The organism is Aminobacter sp. MDW-2, from assembly GCF_014250155.1.
In the GTDB taxonomy this organism is placed as follows: Bacteria; Pseudomonadota; Alphaproteobacteria; order Rhizobiales; family Rhizobiaceae; genus Aminobacter; species Aminobacter ciceronei.
Map to the genome: position 1 here is coordinate 3,904,619 of NZ_CP060197.1, position 17,428 is coordinate 3,922,046.

The 17,428-nt window shown below is 62.5% G+C and carries 16 protein-coding genes; 2 read left to right on the plus strand and 14 right to left on the minus strand.

Translation table 11 applies throughout. The features are described 5' to 3' along the window. Positions 1-30 precede the first annotated feature (30 nt). The 12 genes from H5P29_RS19300 to pcsA all read right to left on the minus strand — a co-directional run bounded on the left by H5P29_RS19300 (position 31) and on the right by pcsA (position 13,421). The gene (locus H5P29_RS19300) at positions 31-1,644 is read right to left on the minus strand and encodes a GMC family oxidoreductase (RefSeq protein ID WP_185910137.1); all 1,614 of its coding nucleotides are present in this window, start codon (positions 1,642-1,644) and stop codon (positions 31-33) included. Then, complete coding sequence (locus H5P29_RS19305) at positions 1,641-2,183, minus strand: thioesterase family protein (protein WP_154387383.1); 543 nt, start codon at positions 2,181-2,183, stop codon at positions 1,641-1,643. Before H5P29_RS19305 ends, H5P29_RS19300 begins: the two co-directional genes overlap by 4 nt. Positions 2,184-2,189: 6 nt before the next feature. Further along, entirely contained in the window at positions 2,190-2,894 is a 705-nt protein-coding gene (locus H5P29_RS19310) for an ABC transporter ATP-binding protein (RefSeq protein WP_154387382.1), read from the minus strand. Beyond that, positions 2,887-4,650, minus strand: coding sequence for an ATP-binding cassette domain-containing protein (locus H5P29_RS19315; protein WP_154387381.1), 1,764 nt, complete (start codon positions 4,648-4,650; stop codon positions 2,887-2,889). The genes H5P29_RS19310 and H5P29_RS19315 overlap by 8 nt, the downstream gene beginning before the upstream one ends. 41 nt (positions 4,651-4,691) lie before the next feature. Then, entirely contained in the window at positions 4,692-5,570 is an 879-nt protein-coding gene (locus H5P29_RS19320) for a branched-chain amino acid ABC transporter permease (protein ID WP_067962179.1), read from the minus strand. Between the two features lie 254 nt (positions 5,571-5,824). Further along, positions 5,825-6,661: a sugar phosphate isomerase/epimerase gene (locus H5P29_RS19325; RefSeq protein ID WP_154387380.1), complete on the minus strand. Its 837-nt coding sequence runs from the start codon at positions 6,659-6,661 to the stop codon at positions 5,825-5,827. A gap of 170 nt (positions 6,662-6,831) precedes the next feature. Then, on the minus strand, positions 6,832-7,902 hold the full coding sequence (locus tag H5P29_RS19330; protein ID WP_067962182.1) for a BMP family ABC transporter substrate-binding protein: 1,071 nt from the start codon (positions 7,900-7,902) through the stop codon (positions 6,832-6,834). Between the two features lie 110 nt (positions 7,903-8,012). After that, positions 8,013-8,927 carry an ABC transporter permease gene (locus H5P29_RS19335; RefSeq protein ID WP_154387379.1) on the minus strand — a complete coding sequence of 305 codons (915 nt, stop codon included), beginning with the start codon at positions 8,925-8,927 and terminating at the stop codon, positions 8,013-8,015. Next, entirely contained in the window at positions 8,920-10,020 is a 1,101-nt protein-coding gene (locus tag H5P29_RS19340; protein ID WP_067962187.1) for an ABC transporter permease, read from the minus strand. The genes H5P29_RS19335 and H5P29_RS19340 overlap by 8 nt, the downstream gene beginning before the upstream one ends. Then, complete coding sequence (locus H5P29_RS19345) at positions 10,020-11,597, minus strand: ABC transporter ATP-binding protein (RefSeq protein ID WP_067962188.1); 1,578 nt, start codon at positions 11,595-11,597, stop codon at positions 10,020-10,022. The genes H5P29_RS19340 and H5P29_RS19345 overlap by 1 nt, the downstream gene beginning before the upstream one ends. A gap of 101 nt (positions 11,598-11,698) precedes the next feature. Then, a complete protein-coding gene (locus H5P29_RS19350) occupies positions 11,699-12,676 on the minus strand; it encodes a quinone oxidoreductase (RefSeq protein ID WP_067962189.1) in 978 nt (325 codons plus the stop codon). Positions 12,677-12,680: 4 nt separating this feature from the next. Then, positions 12,681-13,421, minus strand: coding sequence for a phosphatidylcholine synthase (pcsA, locus tag H5P29_RS19355; protein ID WP_067962191.1), 741 nt, complete (start codon positions 13,419-13,421; stop codon positions 12,681-12,683). A 392-nt stretch (positions 13,422-13,813) separates the two neighbouring features. On the opposite strand from pcsA, the gene H5P29_RS19360 reads away from it, so the two are divergent. Next, complete coding sequence (locus H5P29_RS19360) at positions 13,814-15,037, plus strand: UbiH/UbiF family hydroxylase (RefSeq protein ID WP_067962192.1); 1,224 nt, start codon at positions 13,814-13,816, stop codon at positions 15,035-15,037. A 2-nt stretch (positions 15,038-15,039) separates the two neighbouring features. Here H5P29_RS19360 and H5P29_RS19365 read toward each other — a convergent pair whose 3' ends face one another. Beyond that, complete coding sequence (locus H5P29_RS19365) at positions 15,040-16,002, minus strand: AEC family transporter (RefSeq protein ID WP_067962193.1); 963 nt, start codon at positions 16,000-16,002, stop codon at positions 15,040-15,042. A gap of 266 nt (positions 16,003-16,268) precedes the next feature. Here H5P29_RS19365 and hspQ point away from each other — a divergent pair, with 266 nt between their 5' ends. Next, on the plus strand, positions 16,269-16,592 hold the full coding sequence (gene hspQ / locus H5P29_RS19370) for a heat shock protein HspQ (RefSeq protein ID WP_067962194.1): 324 nt from the start codon (positions 16,269-16,271) through the stop codon (positions 16,590-16,592). Positions 16,593-16,666: 74 nt separating this feature from the next. Here hspQ and H5P29_RS19375 read toward each other — a convergent pair whose 3' ends face one another. Further along, entirely contained in the window at positions 16,667-17,293 is a 627-nt protein-coding gene (locus H5P29_RS19375; protein ID WP_067966575.1) for an invasion associated locus B family protein, read from the minus strand. Positions 17,294-17,428 lie beyond the last annotated feature (135 nt).

The following is a 17,428-nucleotide window of genomic DNA, read 5'->3' on the forward strand; positions in this document are numbered from 1 at the left end:
GCTAACTATCTTATTTCAAAGGCAAACAGCCTATGCGGCCGCCTTGATAATATCGGCAGCCTTCTCCGCGATCATGACTGTCGCGGCATAGGTGTTGCCGTTGACCAGCACCGGCATGATCGACGCGTCGGCGACACGCAGCCTTTCGACACCACGCACCCGTAGTTGCGGATCGACCACCGAGTCTGTGTCCGCACCCATCCGGCAGGTGCCGGCAGCGTGGTAGTGCGTCACGGCCGTCGCCAAAATGTCCTCGGCGATGTCGTCGAGCGAACGGATCGACCGCGCCGGCAACAGTTCCTTGGCAAGCACATTGCGCAAAGCCGGCTGATTGACAATCGCACGCGTCCGGGCGGCTCCCTCCGTCAGTATCTTGAGATCGCGCGGATCAGAGAAATAGTTCGGCGAGATCGCGGCATGCGCCATCGCATCGGCCGACTTGAGTGTGACTTGGCCCCGGCTGTAGGGCGAGCCATGGTTGAGCAACAGCGTGAAGCCATGTTCCCGCGGCAGGATACCAAGCACCCCGGGACCACGGCGGATCACTGTTGCCGGTGCCATGCAGACCTGGATTTCGCTGCCGGGATCGCCCTCGACGGCGTGGAAATAGCCTGATGTTGGAAACAGCCCGCGGCTCAGCACGCCACGACGCTGGAACACATATTGCGCGCCGGCCTTCAAAGCGCCCCACGGCTTGACGTGACTGTATGCGCTGACCGGCTTTGTCGTCGTGTACATCAGCCGGTACATCGGGTGGTTCTGCAGGTTCTGTCCGACCTCGGGGCTGTCTGCGTTTACCTTGATGCCGAGACGCTGCAGGCTGCTCGCGTCGCCCACGCCCGACAGCATCAACAATTGCGGCGAGTTGACTGCGCCACCGCTGAGTATCACTTCCTTGACCGCGCGCGCCACGCGTGGCCGGCCCTCATGGGCAAACACCACACCGGTGGCGATCCCCGCCTCGATCACCACCCGCTTGACCGGGGCGTTGACGATCAGCGTCAGGTTCGGCCGCTTCAGCGCCGGGTGCAGGAAGGCCGCAGCCGTGCTTGAACGCTTGCCCTTGCCAATGGTCAGGTCGACATGACCGAAGGCTTGGGCCGCGTCCTTGTTGAGGTCGTCGGTCAGCGGCAAGCCTTCGTCGGCCGCCGCATCGAGGAACATGTCGCAGACGGGGGCAGTGCCCTGCCCCTTCGACACCTGCATCGGCCCGCTGCCGCCATGAATGTCGTTGGCGCCGCGCTCGTTGGTCTCGGATTTCTTGAAATAGGGCAGAACATCGTCATACCCCCAGCCGTCATTGCCCAGCGCCTTCCAGTTGTCGTAGTCGCGCCGGTGGCCGCGCATGTACATCATGCCGTTGATCGAGCTGGAGCCGCCGACGAGCTTGCCCTGGGCCCAATAGAGCTTGCGGCCGCCCAGCGCTTGCACCGGTTCGCTCTCGTAGTTCCAGTTGTAGGCCGGATGCGTGCCGGTCACGACATTGGCGCCCGGAATACGGATCAACATGTCCTTGTCCAGCCCGCCGGCCTCTATGACGGCAACCCGCACATTGGGGTTCTCGGACAGGCGTGCGGCGAGCACGCAGCCGGCCGCACCTGCGCCGACGACGACATAGTCGAATTCGAGGTCGCTGAACGTCACGTCCTTGCCCTGAGGTCTCGCCGCGCCACGCCCCTGGGCCACGGCAGGCGCGCGTGCTCCTGGGCAAGCCTTGTCAGCGGCTCGGCCACGGCAGCCTCGACGATCCTGGCTGCCTTGCGCAGACGCAGGTCGACATGGATCGACAGGCCTTCGACCGTCGCGGCGCGGTAATTCTGGTCGACATTCCACAATTCGTGGAAGTGGTGGACGCGCTTCAGGTCGGTCCACAGCACGACGCTGCGGGCTTCCAGCTTTGCATCCGGCATCAGTTCCCGTTCGTAGCGAACGCTTTTTTCCAGCCGAAAGAAGCTGTAGCTGGTACGCCTGATGTAGTCGTCATGGATACCAAAGACCTCGAACAGATCGCTTTCGGCGATATCGAACACATGATCGTACCAGGACACGTTCATGTGCCGGTTGACGTCGAGCCAGCGCGGCTCGACCTGCCCCCGGAAACTGATATAGGCGCGCGGCCCGTCTTCAGGGTCTCCGGCATTCGCGCCCGAAACTTGGTCCCCGACCGCGCCCTCGTCATTCATCAGCCCTTACTCCGCCGCGACAGCCGGAGCGTTCAGCTTCTCGTCCAGTTCTGAGGCGAGACACGAAAACTTCACCTGGCCGCGCTCGATGATCATGGCGCGGTCGGCATATGGGGCGGTAACAGCCAGATGCTGCTCGACGATGACAACCGCCGTGCCGGTCTGCGCCCAGCGACGCAGGAAGGCGAGGATCGGTGGCAGCAGCGCCTGGGCGAGGCCCATCGACGGCTCGTCGCAGAGCAGCACCTTGGGCTGGGCGATGAAGGCTTGGCCGAGCGCCAGCATCTGCTGCTGACCGCCTGAGAGATCGCGAGCGTAGAGTTTCTGCTTTTCCTTCAGGATCGGGAAGACCGAGTAGATTTCCTCGACCGCGTTGTTGAAGCCGGCACGGTCGCCACGCCGGGCGGCGGCGCCCATGCGCAGATTGTCGAACACGCTGAGCTCGGGAAACACACGGTGCCCGTCAAGCACAAGGCGCAAGCCCGACTGCGCCACCTTCTCCGGCGCGACCCCGCCGATCGCCTTGCCGTCGAGCTGGATCTCGCCGCTGTCGGGTTTGTTGAAGCCGGCGATCGCCCGCATCAGCGTCGACTTGCCGGCGCCATTCTCGCCGCCGATGAGCAGGATCTCGCCCGCCTTTGCGGTCAGCGACACATCGCGCAGCACCGGGATGGTGCCATAGCCTGCAACCAGATTCTTGACCTCAAGCATGGCGCGACCCCACGAACATATGCTGCACAGCCGGGTCCTTGGCGACTACGTCCGGCTTGCCTGAAGAAACCACTCGGCCCTGTTCCAGCACAGTGATGGTGTCGGCAATGCCCCACACCAGGTCAAGATCGTGCTCGACCAGGATGACTGTCTTGCCCATCTGGCGGCTCAGGAACTTGACGAGATTGGCGAAGTTGGTGCGCTCGCTCTGCGACAGCCCGGCAGCCGGCTCGTCGAACAAGACGATGGTTGCCTCCTTGAGCACCGTGCGCATCACTTCGACCAGACGACGTTGGCCGTGCGACAGCAGCGTCGCGCTGTCCTGGCCAAAGCTCTTCTCCATCGCCTTGGCGAGCGCGGTGATGTCAGCGCTGGCAGGGCCGACGCGGGCATCGATGCCGATCTTCAAGTTGTCCCACAGCGACATCTGGCTGAAGATGCGCGGCGCCTGGAAGGTGCGGCCGAGGCTCATATTGGCGATGCGGTCGGCCGCCATGTTGGTCGCGTCTACCCCGTTGATCATGAAGGAGCCGGTGTTCAGGCGCGACAGACCGCTCAGCACGTTGAGCAGGCTGGTTTTGCCCGAGCCGTTGGCGCCGATCAGTCCGTGCACCTCACCCTTGCGAACCTTGAGGTCGACAGCACTGACAGCCACCACCTCGCCGAACTTCTTGGTGCCGTTGCGCACCTCGACGGCGATCTCCTCGCTCGGCTCGCGGACCGTCTTGCCGGCCTGCAGGTCGGCGAGAAAACCGTCGATGCGGAAGGCCTGCTCGCCGCCGCCGCTCTGCTTGCGCTTGGCGCGCAGGCGCTCGACCGAGCCGACGATGCCATCGGGGAAAGCCATGACCGCAACAAGCGTCAGGCAGCCATACATCAAGAGGCGATACTCGACGAAACCGGCCAAGAGGATGTTCGGCAGGATGTAGACGATCCAGATGCCGATGATCGGACCGAGCATCTGTCCGCGACCGCCGACAACGACCGCGAAGAAGAACACGAAAGACAGCTCGATGTTGAAGCCCTGCGGGCTGACGAAAGCTACCGTCGGCAAGTAGAGGATACCGCAGATACCGGTCCCGATCGACGCGACGATGAAGGCGGTGAAGCGCATCACTCCCGGCTTGATGCCCAGGGAACGCGCCGCTTCCGGGCTCAGCGCCGCCACGAACATCATACGGCCGAGCTTCGAGCGCCGAATGCCGTAATGGACGAACAGCGCGATCATCGGGAATACCGCAACCGCGATCGCCAGCAGCGACATGCTACCCACGATCGGATTGGTCAGCGCCGGTACGGTGACGCTGATACCGTTGATGCCGTTGGTCCACTTGTCGAGCGTCACCAGAAGCTGCGGGAAAACGATCGCGGCACTCATGGTTACGAAGCCGAGGTGGAAGCCTTGTACACGCAACGCCGGCAGGGCAAACAGCAGGCCGCCAAGCATGGCAGCGACGATGCCACCCATCGCGGCGGCTGCAAACGACCAGCCATGCAGGCCGAACAGGATCGCAGCGACATAGGCGGCAAGTCCGAGGATGGCGCCCTGGCCGAACGACTTCTGGCCAGCATCGACGAACAGCATGTTCTGGAAGATGGCTGCTGCGATATAGATGTTCACCAGCTGGAACGTGTGAATCCAGTAGGAGTTGCCGGCGATCACCGGGCCGAAGCCGGTGATCGCGATCAGCGCCACGCCGATCCAGACCTGCGTCAGGTCGGAGTTGAAGCGGCCTTTCGGCTTGGTTTCAGCCATGGAAACGGGTCCGGTTTGTACGTTCGCGGTCGCCTGCATGATCACACCCGCCTTGCGCCGACGCGCCCGAACAGGCCTTGCGGCCGGAACATCAGGATCAGCACCAGAACCAGCAACGATGCGAGGTCCTGATAGGCACCACCGACCTTGTAGGCGGTCAGCATCGCCACCACGCCCACCAGAGGTCCACCGATCAGCGTGCCGGCGTTGGAACCGATGCCGCCGACGACGGCGGCGACGAAGCCGTTGAGCACATATTTCAGGCCGGCGTCAGGGCTGACCGAGATCACAGGAGCAACGAGGAAGCCGACGGTACCGACCATCAGGCCGCTGATTGCAAAGGAGATGAGCTGCAGCCGGCGCACCGGCAGGCCGGCAGCACGCGCGGCGTCGAAATCCTGCGACAGCGCGCTGATGGCGAGACCGATGAAAGTGCGGCGCAGGAAGTAGCGCAACGCGAAAAACCAGAAGATCATCGCAGCGATCGCCAAGGCATAGGCACCCGGCGTGCGGGTCCCGAAGATGCGGAAGCTCGGCACGACGCTCTGGACGGAATAGGCGAACGGCCCCTGTGTGATCATCAGCAACGCCGCCACGATCACCGAGACCGACACCGTCGAAATCAGCCAGCTGTCCTGCTCGACCGAGGAGCGCAGCGGCAAAAGCGTGATGTAGCCCTGGACGGCGACGACGGCGGCGATGCCCAAGCCAGTCAGCAGCAGCATCAGACTCCACTGGCCAAGCCCGACCTGGTTGGCCAGGAAATAGGCGGCGAAGCCGCCGAGGATGAACATGTTGCCTTGGGCGAAGTTGAAGATGTTGGTCGCGCCATGGACGATATTGAAGCTCATCGCGATGGTGGCAAAGATCGACCCGATGGCGATCCCGCGTATCACGATGATCAGTATTTCGCTGAGCATAAGCTCGCCTCCCTGACCTCACTTATGAACCCGCCCTGCCTGCACCGCGGGCAAGCCCGGAACGCTGACGAGGAAGGCGTATTTTGAGGTCAGCTTATGCGTGCCAGCGACGCCCGCAACATCGTTCGAACGGACTAACGACAATTGCAGGAAAACGGAGCGGTCGGTCGCCCCGTGCAAGGTTCGGACGCGGTTGTTCGGACGCCGACTTTGTCGTCGTCATCCATGGCCGCACCCCCCTTGGGCGCTAATGGTCAGGAAAAGCAGTCCCGTGCCGTGTCGAACGAAATCTTCGCCGCCTCATTCCGGCCGAGAGCTGCGAGTTCGGGCGAAATCACCTCGACGCTGAACGGCGCGGCAACGCCCATGTCATCCAGCGTCGCAGCGAAGGCGGAAAGATCGAATGCGCCCTGCCCGCACAGGCTGCGGTTCATGGTCTCGGCCGAGCGCTGGCCGACCGGCACCTTGCCGGCATCGTTCACCTGCACGCACAGGATCCTGTTCGCGGCAATCCGCTTGAGATCCGCCAACGGCACGCCGGCGCGGAAAACATGCCACGAATCGATGACCAGCCCGGCATTGGGAATGTCGCCGATGATCGCCAGCGCCGTGTCTACGTCCCGCACATTGCCCCAGGCCACCAGTTCCAGCGCGATCGAAAGCCCATGTTCGACCGCCCGGCCGCAGAGGTCGCGGAATTTCCGCTGCATCGTCTCAAGCGATATGCCACGTTCGCCAAGATCGGGTCCGACATTGATGACCTTGGCGCCGAACGCGGCCGCCGCCCGGAACGCCGTCTCTTCGTTGCGGCGGGAGATGAGGCCCGCCTCGCCGTCCATGAACCAGTCGGTCAGGAACTCGACCGACACATGCTTCATGCCATGTGCATCCAGAATGGCGCGAAGCTCGCCATCGCCAAACCCACGCGCCCGCTGCTCGGCATAGTCGCGGAAATGCAGGCACATGCCGGTGTAGCCGGCCGCAGCACACGCCTCCACACGCTCGGCAAAGCCATGGCGCGAGGCAACTGGGTTGCCTGGCATGACGCCGCTTATCGTGTGCGAGCTGCAGACATATTCGCGCGTCTTCATTGGTCATCCCGGGGCTGGCTGCAATCGGCCCAAAATGTCCTCGCGGCATCAGGCATACAGGTCCATTCGGACTAGGCGCCAGCTGCATGCGACGCCTGAAACGAAAAACCCCCGGCATAACCGGGGGTTTCCTTGAACCGCGAGGCGTCTCGCAGCCGATATCGATCCGCTTACTGCGGCAGCTTGTCGTCCACGCCCTTGACGTAGAAGTTCATGCCGAGCAGCACGCCGTCCTCGGCCACTTCGCCAGCCTTCAACCATTCCGAACCGTCCTGTTTGGCGATCGGGCCCGTGAAGGGGTTGAACGAGCCGGACTTGATCTTGGCGGTGGTCTCTTCGGCCAGCGCCTTCACGTCGTCGGGCATGTTGGTGAAGGGCGCCATCACGACGTGGCCTTCCTTCATGCCGCCCCAGACGTCCTGCTGCTTCCAGCTGCCGTCGATCACGGCCTTGACCCGCTCGATGTAGTATGGGCCCCAGTCATCGACGATCGAGGTCAGCTGGGTCTTTTCGCCGAACTTGATCATGTCCGAAGCCTGGCCGAAGGCCTTGATGCCGCGCTCGGTCGCAACCTGCATCGGGGCGGTCGAGTCGGTGTGCTGGGTGATGATGTCGACGCCCTGGTCGATCAGCGCCTTGGCGGCGTCGGCTTCCTTGCCCGGGTCGAACCAGGTGTTGGCCCACACCACCTTGACCTTGAAGTCGGGGTTGACCGACTGCGCACCGAGCACGAAAGCGTTGATGCCCATCACCACTTCCGGGATCGGGAAGGACGCGATGTAGCCGGCAACGCCTGCCTTCGACAGCTTGGCGGCGATCACACCCTGCACATAGCGGCCTTCATAGAAGCGCGAGTTGTAGGTCGCGACGTTGGGATGCTCGCGCTTGTAGCCGGTGGCGTGCTCGAATTTCACATCCGGGAACTTGCCGGCAACCTTGTTGGTCGGATCCATATAGCCGAACGACGTCGTGAAGACGATGTTGCAACCCGAGCGCGCGAAGCGCTCAATGGCGCGCTCAGCGTCGGCACCTTCCGGCACGCTTTCGAGATAGGCAGTCTCGACCTGGTCGCCGAGCGCCTTCTTCATCTCCTCCAGGCCCTGGTGGTGCTGGTACGACCAGCCGAAATCGCCGATCGGGCCGACATAGATAAAGCAGGCCTTGGTTGCTGCTTGCGCAGCCATGGTTCCGAAAGACATCACGGCAGCCGCCGCGGCGAACGACAATATTGTCTTCTTCATACTCTTGTTCCTCTAGTGGTTGCCCGGGGCACTATCCCATCCTTTTATAGTCCCTGTACATGGTTCGGACCGGAAGTCACCGGAACGACTTCCGAATCGTCGCCATGATCTTAGCGATCTGGCACAAACGGCCGCCCCAATGAAGCCGGAGTGTTCACCATCGTGAGCCGCCTGTTGCGCGAAATGAGCACAAGCACCACGACGGTTGCCAGATAGGGTAGCGAAGAGAGCAGTTGCGACGGCACGCCGACACCCAGGGCCTGGGCATGCAACTGGCCGATCGAGACCGCTCCGAAGAGATAGGCGCCCGCAAGCACGCGCCACGGCCGCCAGGACGCGAACACCACCAGCGCCAAGGCAATCCAGCCCCGGCCGGCGGTCATGTTTTCGATCCACTGCGGCGTGTAGACGAGGGACAGGTAGGCGCCGGCGAGTCCCGCACAGGCGCCGCCGAACATGACCGCGAGATAGCGGATGCCGATGACCTTGATGCCAAGCGCGTGCGCCGAGGTGTGGTTGTCGCCGATCGACCGCAGCGTCAGGCCGGCGCGCGAGCGAAACAGGAACCAGGCGACGCCCGCCGTCAGCAGAATCGACACGTAAAAGAGCGGATCCTGACCGAAGAACAGCCTGCCGATATAGGGAACATCGGTGAGATAGGGGATGTAGAGATAGCTCATCTTGATGCCCGGCAGGCCGACGAAACCTTCGCCGAGCATACCTGAGAGACCGAGCCCGAGCAGCGTCAGGGCCAGGCCGGTCGCCACCTGGTTGGTCACCAGTGTCAATGTCAGGAAACCGAACAGCAGTGAAAACAGCATGCCGACGATGATCGCGGCAACAACGCCAAGCCAGGGAGAGCCGGTCGTCAGCGCAACGCCGAAACCGGTCACCGCGCCCATCACCATCATGCCTTCGACCCCGAGATTGAGCACGCCCGAGCGCTCGACGACGAGTTCGCCGACAGCCGCGATCAGCAGCGGTGTTGCCGCCGTTGCAATCGTTATCAGGATATCTTCAAACATTTTGCGTGGCCTCCACGGTCTTTGCAGCGGAGGCGCCGACAAAGCGGATGCGATAGAGAATGAGCGTGTCGCAAGCGAGCACGAAGAACAGCAGCATGCCCTGAAAGGCGCGGACCACCTTGTCCGACACGCCGATCGATATCTGCGCCGCCTCGCCGCCGAGATAAGACAGCGCCAGTACCAGGCCCGCGGCAATGATGCCGAGCGGGTTCAGGCGTCCGAGGAAGGCAACAATGATCGCGGCAAAGCCGTAGCCGGGTGAAATCGTCGGCCGGAGCTGGCCGATGGCACCTGAGACTTCCGAGATGCCGGCAAGGCCTGCAAGACCGCCCGACACCAGGAAAGCGAAGAACACCATGCGCGACTGCGAGAATCCGGCAAAACGCCCTGCACGAGGGCTCTGCCCCAGCACCAGCACCTCAAAGCCTTTCAAGGTACGCGACAGCATGAACCAGAGCGCAACCGCCGCGACGATGGCAAAGACAAAACCCCAGTTGGCACGGCCCGATGCTGACCAGATCTCGGGCAGCACGGCACTTGGGCTGAAGGTGCGCGTCTCCGGGAAGTTCATGCCGGCCGGGTTGCGCCAGGGACCGCGCACCATCCAGTCGAGGAAAAGCTGCGCGACATAGACGAGCATCAGGCTGGTCAGGATCTCGTTGGTGTTGAAGCGCACCTTGAGATAGGCGGGGATGGCGCCATAGGCGGCTCCGCCGGCGATACCCATCAAGAGCATCAACGGCAGAACGATCCACGATTGGAAGTCGGGGAACATGACCGGCAGTATCGAGCCTGTGATGGCGCCGACGATGAACTGGCCCTCGGCGCCGATGTTCCAGTTGTTGGAGAGGTAGCAGATCGACAGGCCGACCGCGATCAGGATCAGCGGCGCTGCCTTGACCGCCAGCTCATGCAGCGACCAGACCTCGCGCAGCGGGTCGATGAAATAATAATAAAGTGCCTCGACCGGGTTCTTGCCGAGCAGGCTGAACATGATCGCGCCCGCAATAAGCGTCAGCCCGAGCGCGATGAAGGGTGAAAGTGCCGCAAACAGCTTGGAGCGTTCGGGACGCTTGACGAGTTCGATACGCATCACGCCACCTCCTTCGCAGGGTCGAGGTGACCTGGTTCGGCGCCGCCCATCAACAGCCCGATACGTTCTAGCGTGGCCTCCGCGATCGGGATCGGCTTGGACAGCTCGCCATTGTGCATGACAGCGATGGCATCGGAGATTTCAAACAGCTCGTCGAGATCCTGGCTGATCACCAGCACCGCCGAACCATTGCGGGCGAGTTCGATCAGTGCCTGGCGGATGCGCGCCGCAGCACCGGCATCGACGCCCCAGGTCGGCTGGTTGACCACCATCACCGACGGATTGCGATCGAGCTCGCGGCCGATGATGAATTTCTGCAGGTTGCCGCCTGAAAGGGCTGCGGCCTCCGGATCGGGCGCGCTCTTGCGCACGTCCATCACCTCGATTATGCGCTGTGCCGCCTTCTGGATAGCACCAGACTTGACCATTCCGCCGGTACCGACAAACGCCTTGCCGTCCGTGCTGTGGCGCGACAGCAAGAGATTGTCAGACAGCCGCAGGCGCGGCGCGGCACCATGACCGAGGCGCTCCTCCGGGACAAAAGCCGCCCCCAGCAGACGCCGCGCCGAAATGCCCATGCGCCCGGCCGACTTGCCGCGAATGCGGACGGCGTCTGCGCTTTCCTGCAGCGCCTCGCCCGAAATCGCCTCGAACAGTTCTCCCTGGCCGTTGCCCGCGACACCGGCAATGCCGATGACCTCACCGCCGGCGACGCTCAGCCAGATGTTCTTGAGCGGCATCGAGAACGGCCCGGCTGGCTTGCGGCTCATGCCGCAGATGCTGAGCAGTTCCTCGCCACGCACCGATGCCGTGGTGCGCTCGGCGTTCTTGACCTCGGTGCCGACCATCATGCGAGCCAGCGAGGACGGTGTTTCGACCCGGGGATTGCAGTGGCCCACAACCTTGCCGTGCCGCATGATCGTGGCGCTGTCGCAAAGCCGGCGGACTTCATCGAGCCGGTGTGAGATGTAGAGGATCGACTTGCCCTCGGCGCGCAGGCGCTCCAGCGTCTCGAACAGCTTGTCGGCTTCCTGTGGCGTCAGCACCGAAGTCGGCTCGTCGAGAATGATCAGGTCGGGTGTCTGCAGCAGGCAGCGGATGATCTCGATGCGCTGGCGCTCACCGACCGAGAGATCACCGACAAGCGAGTCCGGATCAAGCGGCAGGCCGTAGCTGTAGGACAGCGCACGCGCTTTGGCAGCAATGGTGCTGATCGGCGTGTCGTCGGCCAGCGACAGCGCGATGTTCTCGGCGGCCGTCAGCGCCTCGAACAGCGAAAAATGCTGGAAAACCATGCCTATGCCGAGTTTCTTGGCGACGCCTGGGCTGGTGATCCTGACAGGCTGTCCGTTCCAGGCAATTTCGCCGGCATTGGGCTCGAGCGAGCCGAACAGCATCTTTACCAGTGTCGACTTGCCGGCGCCGTTTTCACCGAGCAGAGCATGGATTTCGCCCTTGGCGATGGTCAAGTCGACCTGGTCGCACGCCTTCAACGTGCCGAATATCTTCGTCAGGCCGCGAACCTCAAGCAGGTTCCGACCATTGGCTAAAGGGGTTGTGTCCACAACGCCTCCCATGTCAGTTCTTTTTTATGTTCCCGGGAGCATGGTAGGCGCGTCCTGCTCCCGGCGCAAAGCATGTCAGAAGTTGAAAGAGCTTCAAGAATTCCAGCGAAAACTCAAGGGATAAGAACCGTCGTCCCCGTCGTCTTGCGGCCTTCCAAATCGGCATGAGCCTGTGCCACGTCGCGTAGCGCATAACGCTGGTTGATCCTGATCTCGACGGCGCCGCTCAGCACCACATCGAACAATGCGTCAGCCGACCTTACCATATCTTCGCGCAGCGCATTGTAGACAAACAGCGTCGGCCGGGTGGCAAACAGCGAGCCCTTCTGGGCCAGGAGCGAAATGCTGAACGGCGGGATCGGTCCCGAGGACTGGCCGAAGCTGACGAATGTGCCGAGCGGCCTGAGGCAGTCGAGCGAACCGGGAAAGGTGTCGTTGCCGACGGAATCGTAAACGACGTCGCATTTCTTGCCGCCGGTGATGGCAGCCACCTCGGCGACGAAATCCTGGCTGCGATAGTTGATGACGTGGTCGAAGCCATGCGCCATGGCAAGCTCGCCCTTGTCGTCCGAGCCTACAGTGCCGATGACTGTCGCACCGAGGTGCTTTGCCCACTGGCCGAGGATCAGGCCGACGCCGCCAGCGGCCGCGTGGTAAAGAACCGTATCGCCGGCCTTCACTTTGAAGGTACGCAGCAGCAGGTATTCGGCGGTCATGCCTTTCAGCATCATCGCCGCCGCCTGCTCGTCGCTGATGCCGTCGGGCAGCTTGACCAGCTTGTCGGCGGCAATCACGCGCTGCTCGCAATAGGCGCCCGTCGGAATGGAATAGGCGACGCGGTCGCCGACAGAAAGCCAGTTCACGCCCTCGCCGAGTTCGAGCACCACGCCGGCCGCTTCGCCGCCAGGCGTCACCGGCATGCCAGCGGGCGCAGGATAAAGCCCCGTGCGGAAATAGACGTCGATGAAGTTCAGGCCGATCGCGGTATGGCGGATGAGCGCTTGGCCGGGCCCCGGTCGGGCGACCTCTACCTCTTCATAGACAAGCGCTTCGGGGCCGCCGTGGGCGTGAACGCGTATGGCTTTGGGCACGTCGTCAGTCTTTCTCTGTCTCGATTGCCGGCTCGCCGCCGAGTTTGGGGAAAAATTGCATAACGCCACCGATGAAGAACAGGTAGATGCCGCTGATGGCGATGCCGATCTTGACCCATTCGCTGGCATCCATGGCCTGCCACAGCGCGACACCGCCAAACGCGCACCAGATCAGCGTCATCGGCAGGTTGATGTTGCGAAGCCTGACGACCCGCACCGGATGCAGGAAGTTCATCGGAACGAAGGTCAGTATGCCGGCGATGACCACCACTGCGAACGACACCCATTGCCCCGGCTCGATGACGAACAGCGTGAACACCACCATGTTCCACACCACCGGGAAGCCCTTGAAGAAGTTCTCCTTCGTCTTCATCCCGGTGTCGGCATAATAGATCGCGCTCGACACCACGATGATCGCGCCCGACAGAAACGACAGCCCCTCTCCCATGAAGCCGCTCTGGTAGAGCGCGAAGGCAGGGATCAGGACGTAGGTGACGTAATCAATGATGTTGTCGAGCAGTTCGCCCGACCATGTCGGCAGGATCTCCTTGACCTCGAGCTTGCGCGCGATCGGCCCGTCGATACCGTCGACGAAAAGAGCGAGCCCCAGCCACCAGAACATCGCCGTCCAGCGCTCCTCACTCGCCGCAACCAGCGACAGGAAGGCAAGGAACGAACCCGATGCGGTGAGAAGATGGACCGAAAAGGCCCGCGCCTGCGGCCATGTGACTTTCTTAGGCTTCACGTTTCCCGCCAATCATTGTGCAGAATTGAGCCGAGTGGATGAACATGACCGAGCATATGGAGCAAATCTGTTGCGGCATGATTGCACGAATTCTCTAGTCATCGTGCCTCCTGTTTGCCACCGGTAGTCTCCCTTGCCATTCCGGCACTTAATAGCAGCGTCGCTTTCCAGACAAGACGAAAGCCAAACCGAAAATGCCTTGTCACGGCGCCAACACTGCTTCATCCACTTCGGCGTGATGAGCCGGCAAGTTATCAGGCTGGCTGAAATTGCGCCGGGATCGACTGTTGCGACCGAATGGGATGAATCGCCGCGTTGATCAATGGCTTAGGCCTGCAATATACCGGGAAAACCAAGGTGCTGAGACAGCACTGGAACAGCATGGGCTGCCGATGAGCGTCGACACGAGAATTCTGGTGGCAGGCACCGGGCCCGTGGGGTTGATATCAGCCCTCGCCTTTGCCAAGGCCGGCTTCAGCGTCGTGCTTGCCGGACCGCCGGCCCGGACCGACGATGGCCGCACCACAGCTCTGATGGTCCCGGCGCTGAAGTTCCTGGCCACGCTCGGCATGCTCGATTCGCTCGAGCCAGATGCTGCTCCCCTCAAGGTGATGCGCATCATCGACGGCACGTCGCGGCTGATCCGCAGTCCGATGGTCACCTTCCGCGCCGGCGAGATCGGCGAAGAGCATTTTGGGCTGAACTTCCAGAACCGCGTCTTCAATGCAGTCCTGGAAAAGGCGGTCGAAGCCCATTCGGGAATCGAGTGGCGCCGCGCCATGGTCGACAACTGGACCCTTGAGCCCGGCAAGGTGATTGCCACACTATCGGACGGCACGTTGGTTGAAGCGCCATTGGCGGTTGCCGCCGATGGCAGGAATTCACCGGCCCGCCAGGCCGCCGGCATTTCGGCCTCAGCGCAGTCGCTGCCACAGGCCGCTCTGGTGCTGAATTTCGTCCACAGTCGTGACCACGCCTTCACCTCGACCGAATTCCACACCGAAACCGGGCCATTCACCCAAGTGCCGCTACCCGGCCGCCGCTCAAGCCTCGTCTGGGTGCTCAGACCCGAAACCGCCAAGGAATTCGCCAGCGTCGGCGACGATGCGCTGTCGCAACGTGTCGAGCAGCAGATGCAGTCGATGCTCGGCCGCGTCACGATCGAGGGCGGACGCCAGATATACCCTTTGTCGACATCCTTGCCGCGGCGCTTCGCCCAGAACCGCATCGCCCTGGTCGGCGAAGCAGCGCATGTGTTTCCGCCGATCGGCGCGCAAGGGCTCAATCTCGGCATCAGGGATATCGACCAACTCGTTGAAACGGCAGCCAAACATCGCGACGATTCCGGGGCTCCAGAAGCGCTGGCAGCCTATGATGCCGCACGGCGTCCCGACATTGTTGCCCGCACCAGCGCGGTGAACCTGCTCAACAGGTCGCTGTTGTCCGACATGCTGCCGGCGCAGCTGGCGCGCAGCGCCGGCCTCAACGTTCTCGGCGTCTTCTCGCCACTCCGTGCCTTCTTCATGCGCGAAGGCCTGCGCCCGGGTAGCGGCTTTTCCTCGGCCGTCGCCGGGCTTCGTTCGCCGCGCCGCGGCGGCGATGCCGCCACCGACTGAGCTTAAGGAAAGAGATCCGGCGGCAAAATGCCGTGCTGGATCGCGTAAAGCAGCCCGGTCACCGTCAAGACAGACAGACAGGTGGTGACCAGCACGCTGGCCGAAGCCCGCTCAACCCAGACGCCATATTGCTGGGCGATGACGAAGACATTGGTCGCCGTCGGCAATGCCGCCATGAGCATGGCCGAGAACAGCCAGACCGGCTCGAAATTGCCAACCCAGCTCAGCACGACGTAGCACAGCAGCGGATGCAGGATCAGCTTGAGCAGCGCGATCGGCACCATCTCATGCGGCACCCGCTTCAACGGCCGCAAGGCCAGCGTCACGCCCATGGCAAACAATGCGCAGGGTGCTGCCGCCCGCGACAGATATTCAAGGAAGCGTTCGACAGGCAGGGGCGGCCGGAATTCGACATAGGCCGCGAGCACGCCGATCGCCGTTGCAACGATGAACGGATGAAAGGCGATCTTCTTGACCACGTCCAGAGCAACGCTCATCGGCGAGCGCGGCTCGTCGCCGGCCAGCGCCATCATCATTGGTGCTACGGTGAAATGCATGATGTTTTCGAAACAGAAGATCAGTGCGACTGGAACCGCCGCCTCCTCGCCGAAGGCCAGCAGCGCCAGACCTGGGCCCATGTAGCCGATATTGCCATAGGCCGACGCCAGCCCCTTGATCGTCGATTCGGCGATCTCGCCGCGCCCTCGGATGCAGGAGGCCGTAAACATCAGCATGAAGATGACGAAGGTCGAGAACACCGCGCCTGATATGTAGCCCCATTCGGTCAGCCGCTCGAACGGCGTCTTGGCCAGCAGCTGGAAAAACAGCGCCGGCAGGGCGACATAAACGATGAAGGTCGTCATCCAGCCGAGCGCTTCCAGCGGCTGCCGGGTGATCCGGGCAACGACGAAACCCATGAAGATCAGCCCGAAAAAGGGCAAGACCAGACCGATCACCTCAGACATCGGCGCTTTCCCGCTTCTCGTGCTGGAAAAGGCGCGTTCGCCGCCAAACGGCAACGGATGCGCGATGGAGCATTGCTACCAGCCGGTATCGTGCCGCCGGACCGGCCGTCAAGCCGCTATGCCATTGAAATGGCTGCCTTGCTGCGCCAAATAGGAACTTGGAAGGGCGCGATTGGCAGGGCCAGTAGGTCTTATCGACCTCGAACGTGTCCTAAGCGATTGAAAGCGCGTGTGAATTGGCAACTCTCACGCGGTGCAGGTGATCCATGAAGACGGCAAAATTCTCGATCGGACAGGTGGTGCGCCACCGGGTCTTCCCGTTCCGGGGCGTGATCTTCGATGTCGACCCCGAATTCGCCAACACCGAGGAGTGGTACGACGCGATCCCCGCCGCCGTGCGCCCGCGGCGTGACCAGCCCTTCTATCACCTCCTCGCAGAGAATGCGGAGACCGAATACGTCGCCTATGTCTCCGAGCAAAACCTGCTCGAGGACAGCTCCGGCGAGCCGGTGCGGCATCCGCAGGTCGGTGAGTTTTTCGACAAGACAGCGGACGGTCACTACGCCCCCAAGGCGCGTAGCAGCCACTAGACGCAACCAGTTGATATGCAACAAAAAAGCGGGGCCTAAACCCCGCTTTTTTTAGTTCAGTACGGTCAGGTCGATCAGTTGGCCGTCTTGGCCTTGTCCTGTTCTTCCTTGAGCTTCTTGGCGAAGTCCTCGTTGTTCTTCGACACGAACTCCTGGAGCTTCTTCTGGCGGTCTTCCAGGTCCGACTGCTTCAGCGGCTCGCCATCGAAGGCGCCGGTGAATCCCGACAGCGAAACCTTGATCGGGTTCGGCTGGTTCTGGAAGTTGATCGAGGTCAGGGTCAGGTCGGTGCCCTTCTTGAACGAGCCGACGAGCGCGTCGGTCAGGGCGATCTCGGCCACGCAGCGGTCCGGGAAGCAGATCACGTATTCCAGCTTCTGGGCCTTGGCGCCATCGACCTGCAGGCCGATTCCCGGAGGGATGAGGCGGCCGCTCGGCACGGTGACCTGGAACACCTTGCGGTTGACCTTGCCCTTGAGCTCGATCATCGAGATGCCGGTGACCAGCTGGCCGTTGCTCGCGGTCAGGATGTTCTGCACGTTGCAGATATCGACGTCAGCCTGCTTGGAACAGGCCTTGAACCAGCCCTGCGGCACCTGCTGCTGCTGCGCAGCGGCCGGCGCGAGGCCCGACGCCAGCAGACCGGCAACGCCAGCCGCCAAGGCCGACAGGCGGAGACCGTCGAATTTCTGGCTCGTCATCTTCATGAATTCCTCTCAAACAATCCCGGAACCGGCCCTAGCCGTGTGTCGACGCTACCTGTTGGGCAAATGAGGCAACAGCATGACTTCGCCGCGCGTGTTACACTGCCGCGAGCCGCGAATCCAGCCTGTTTC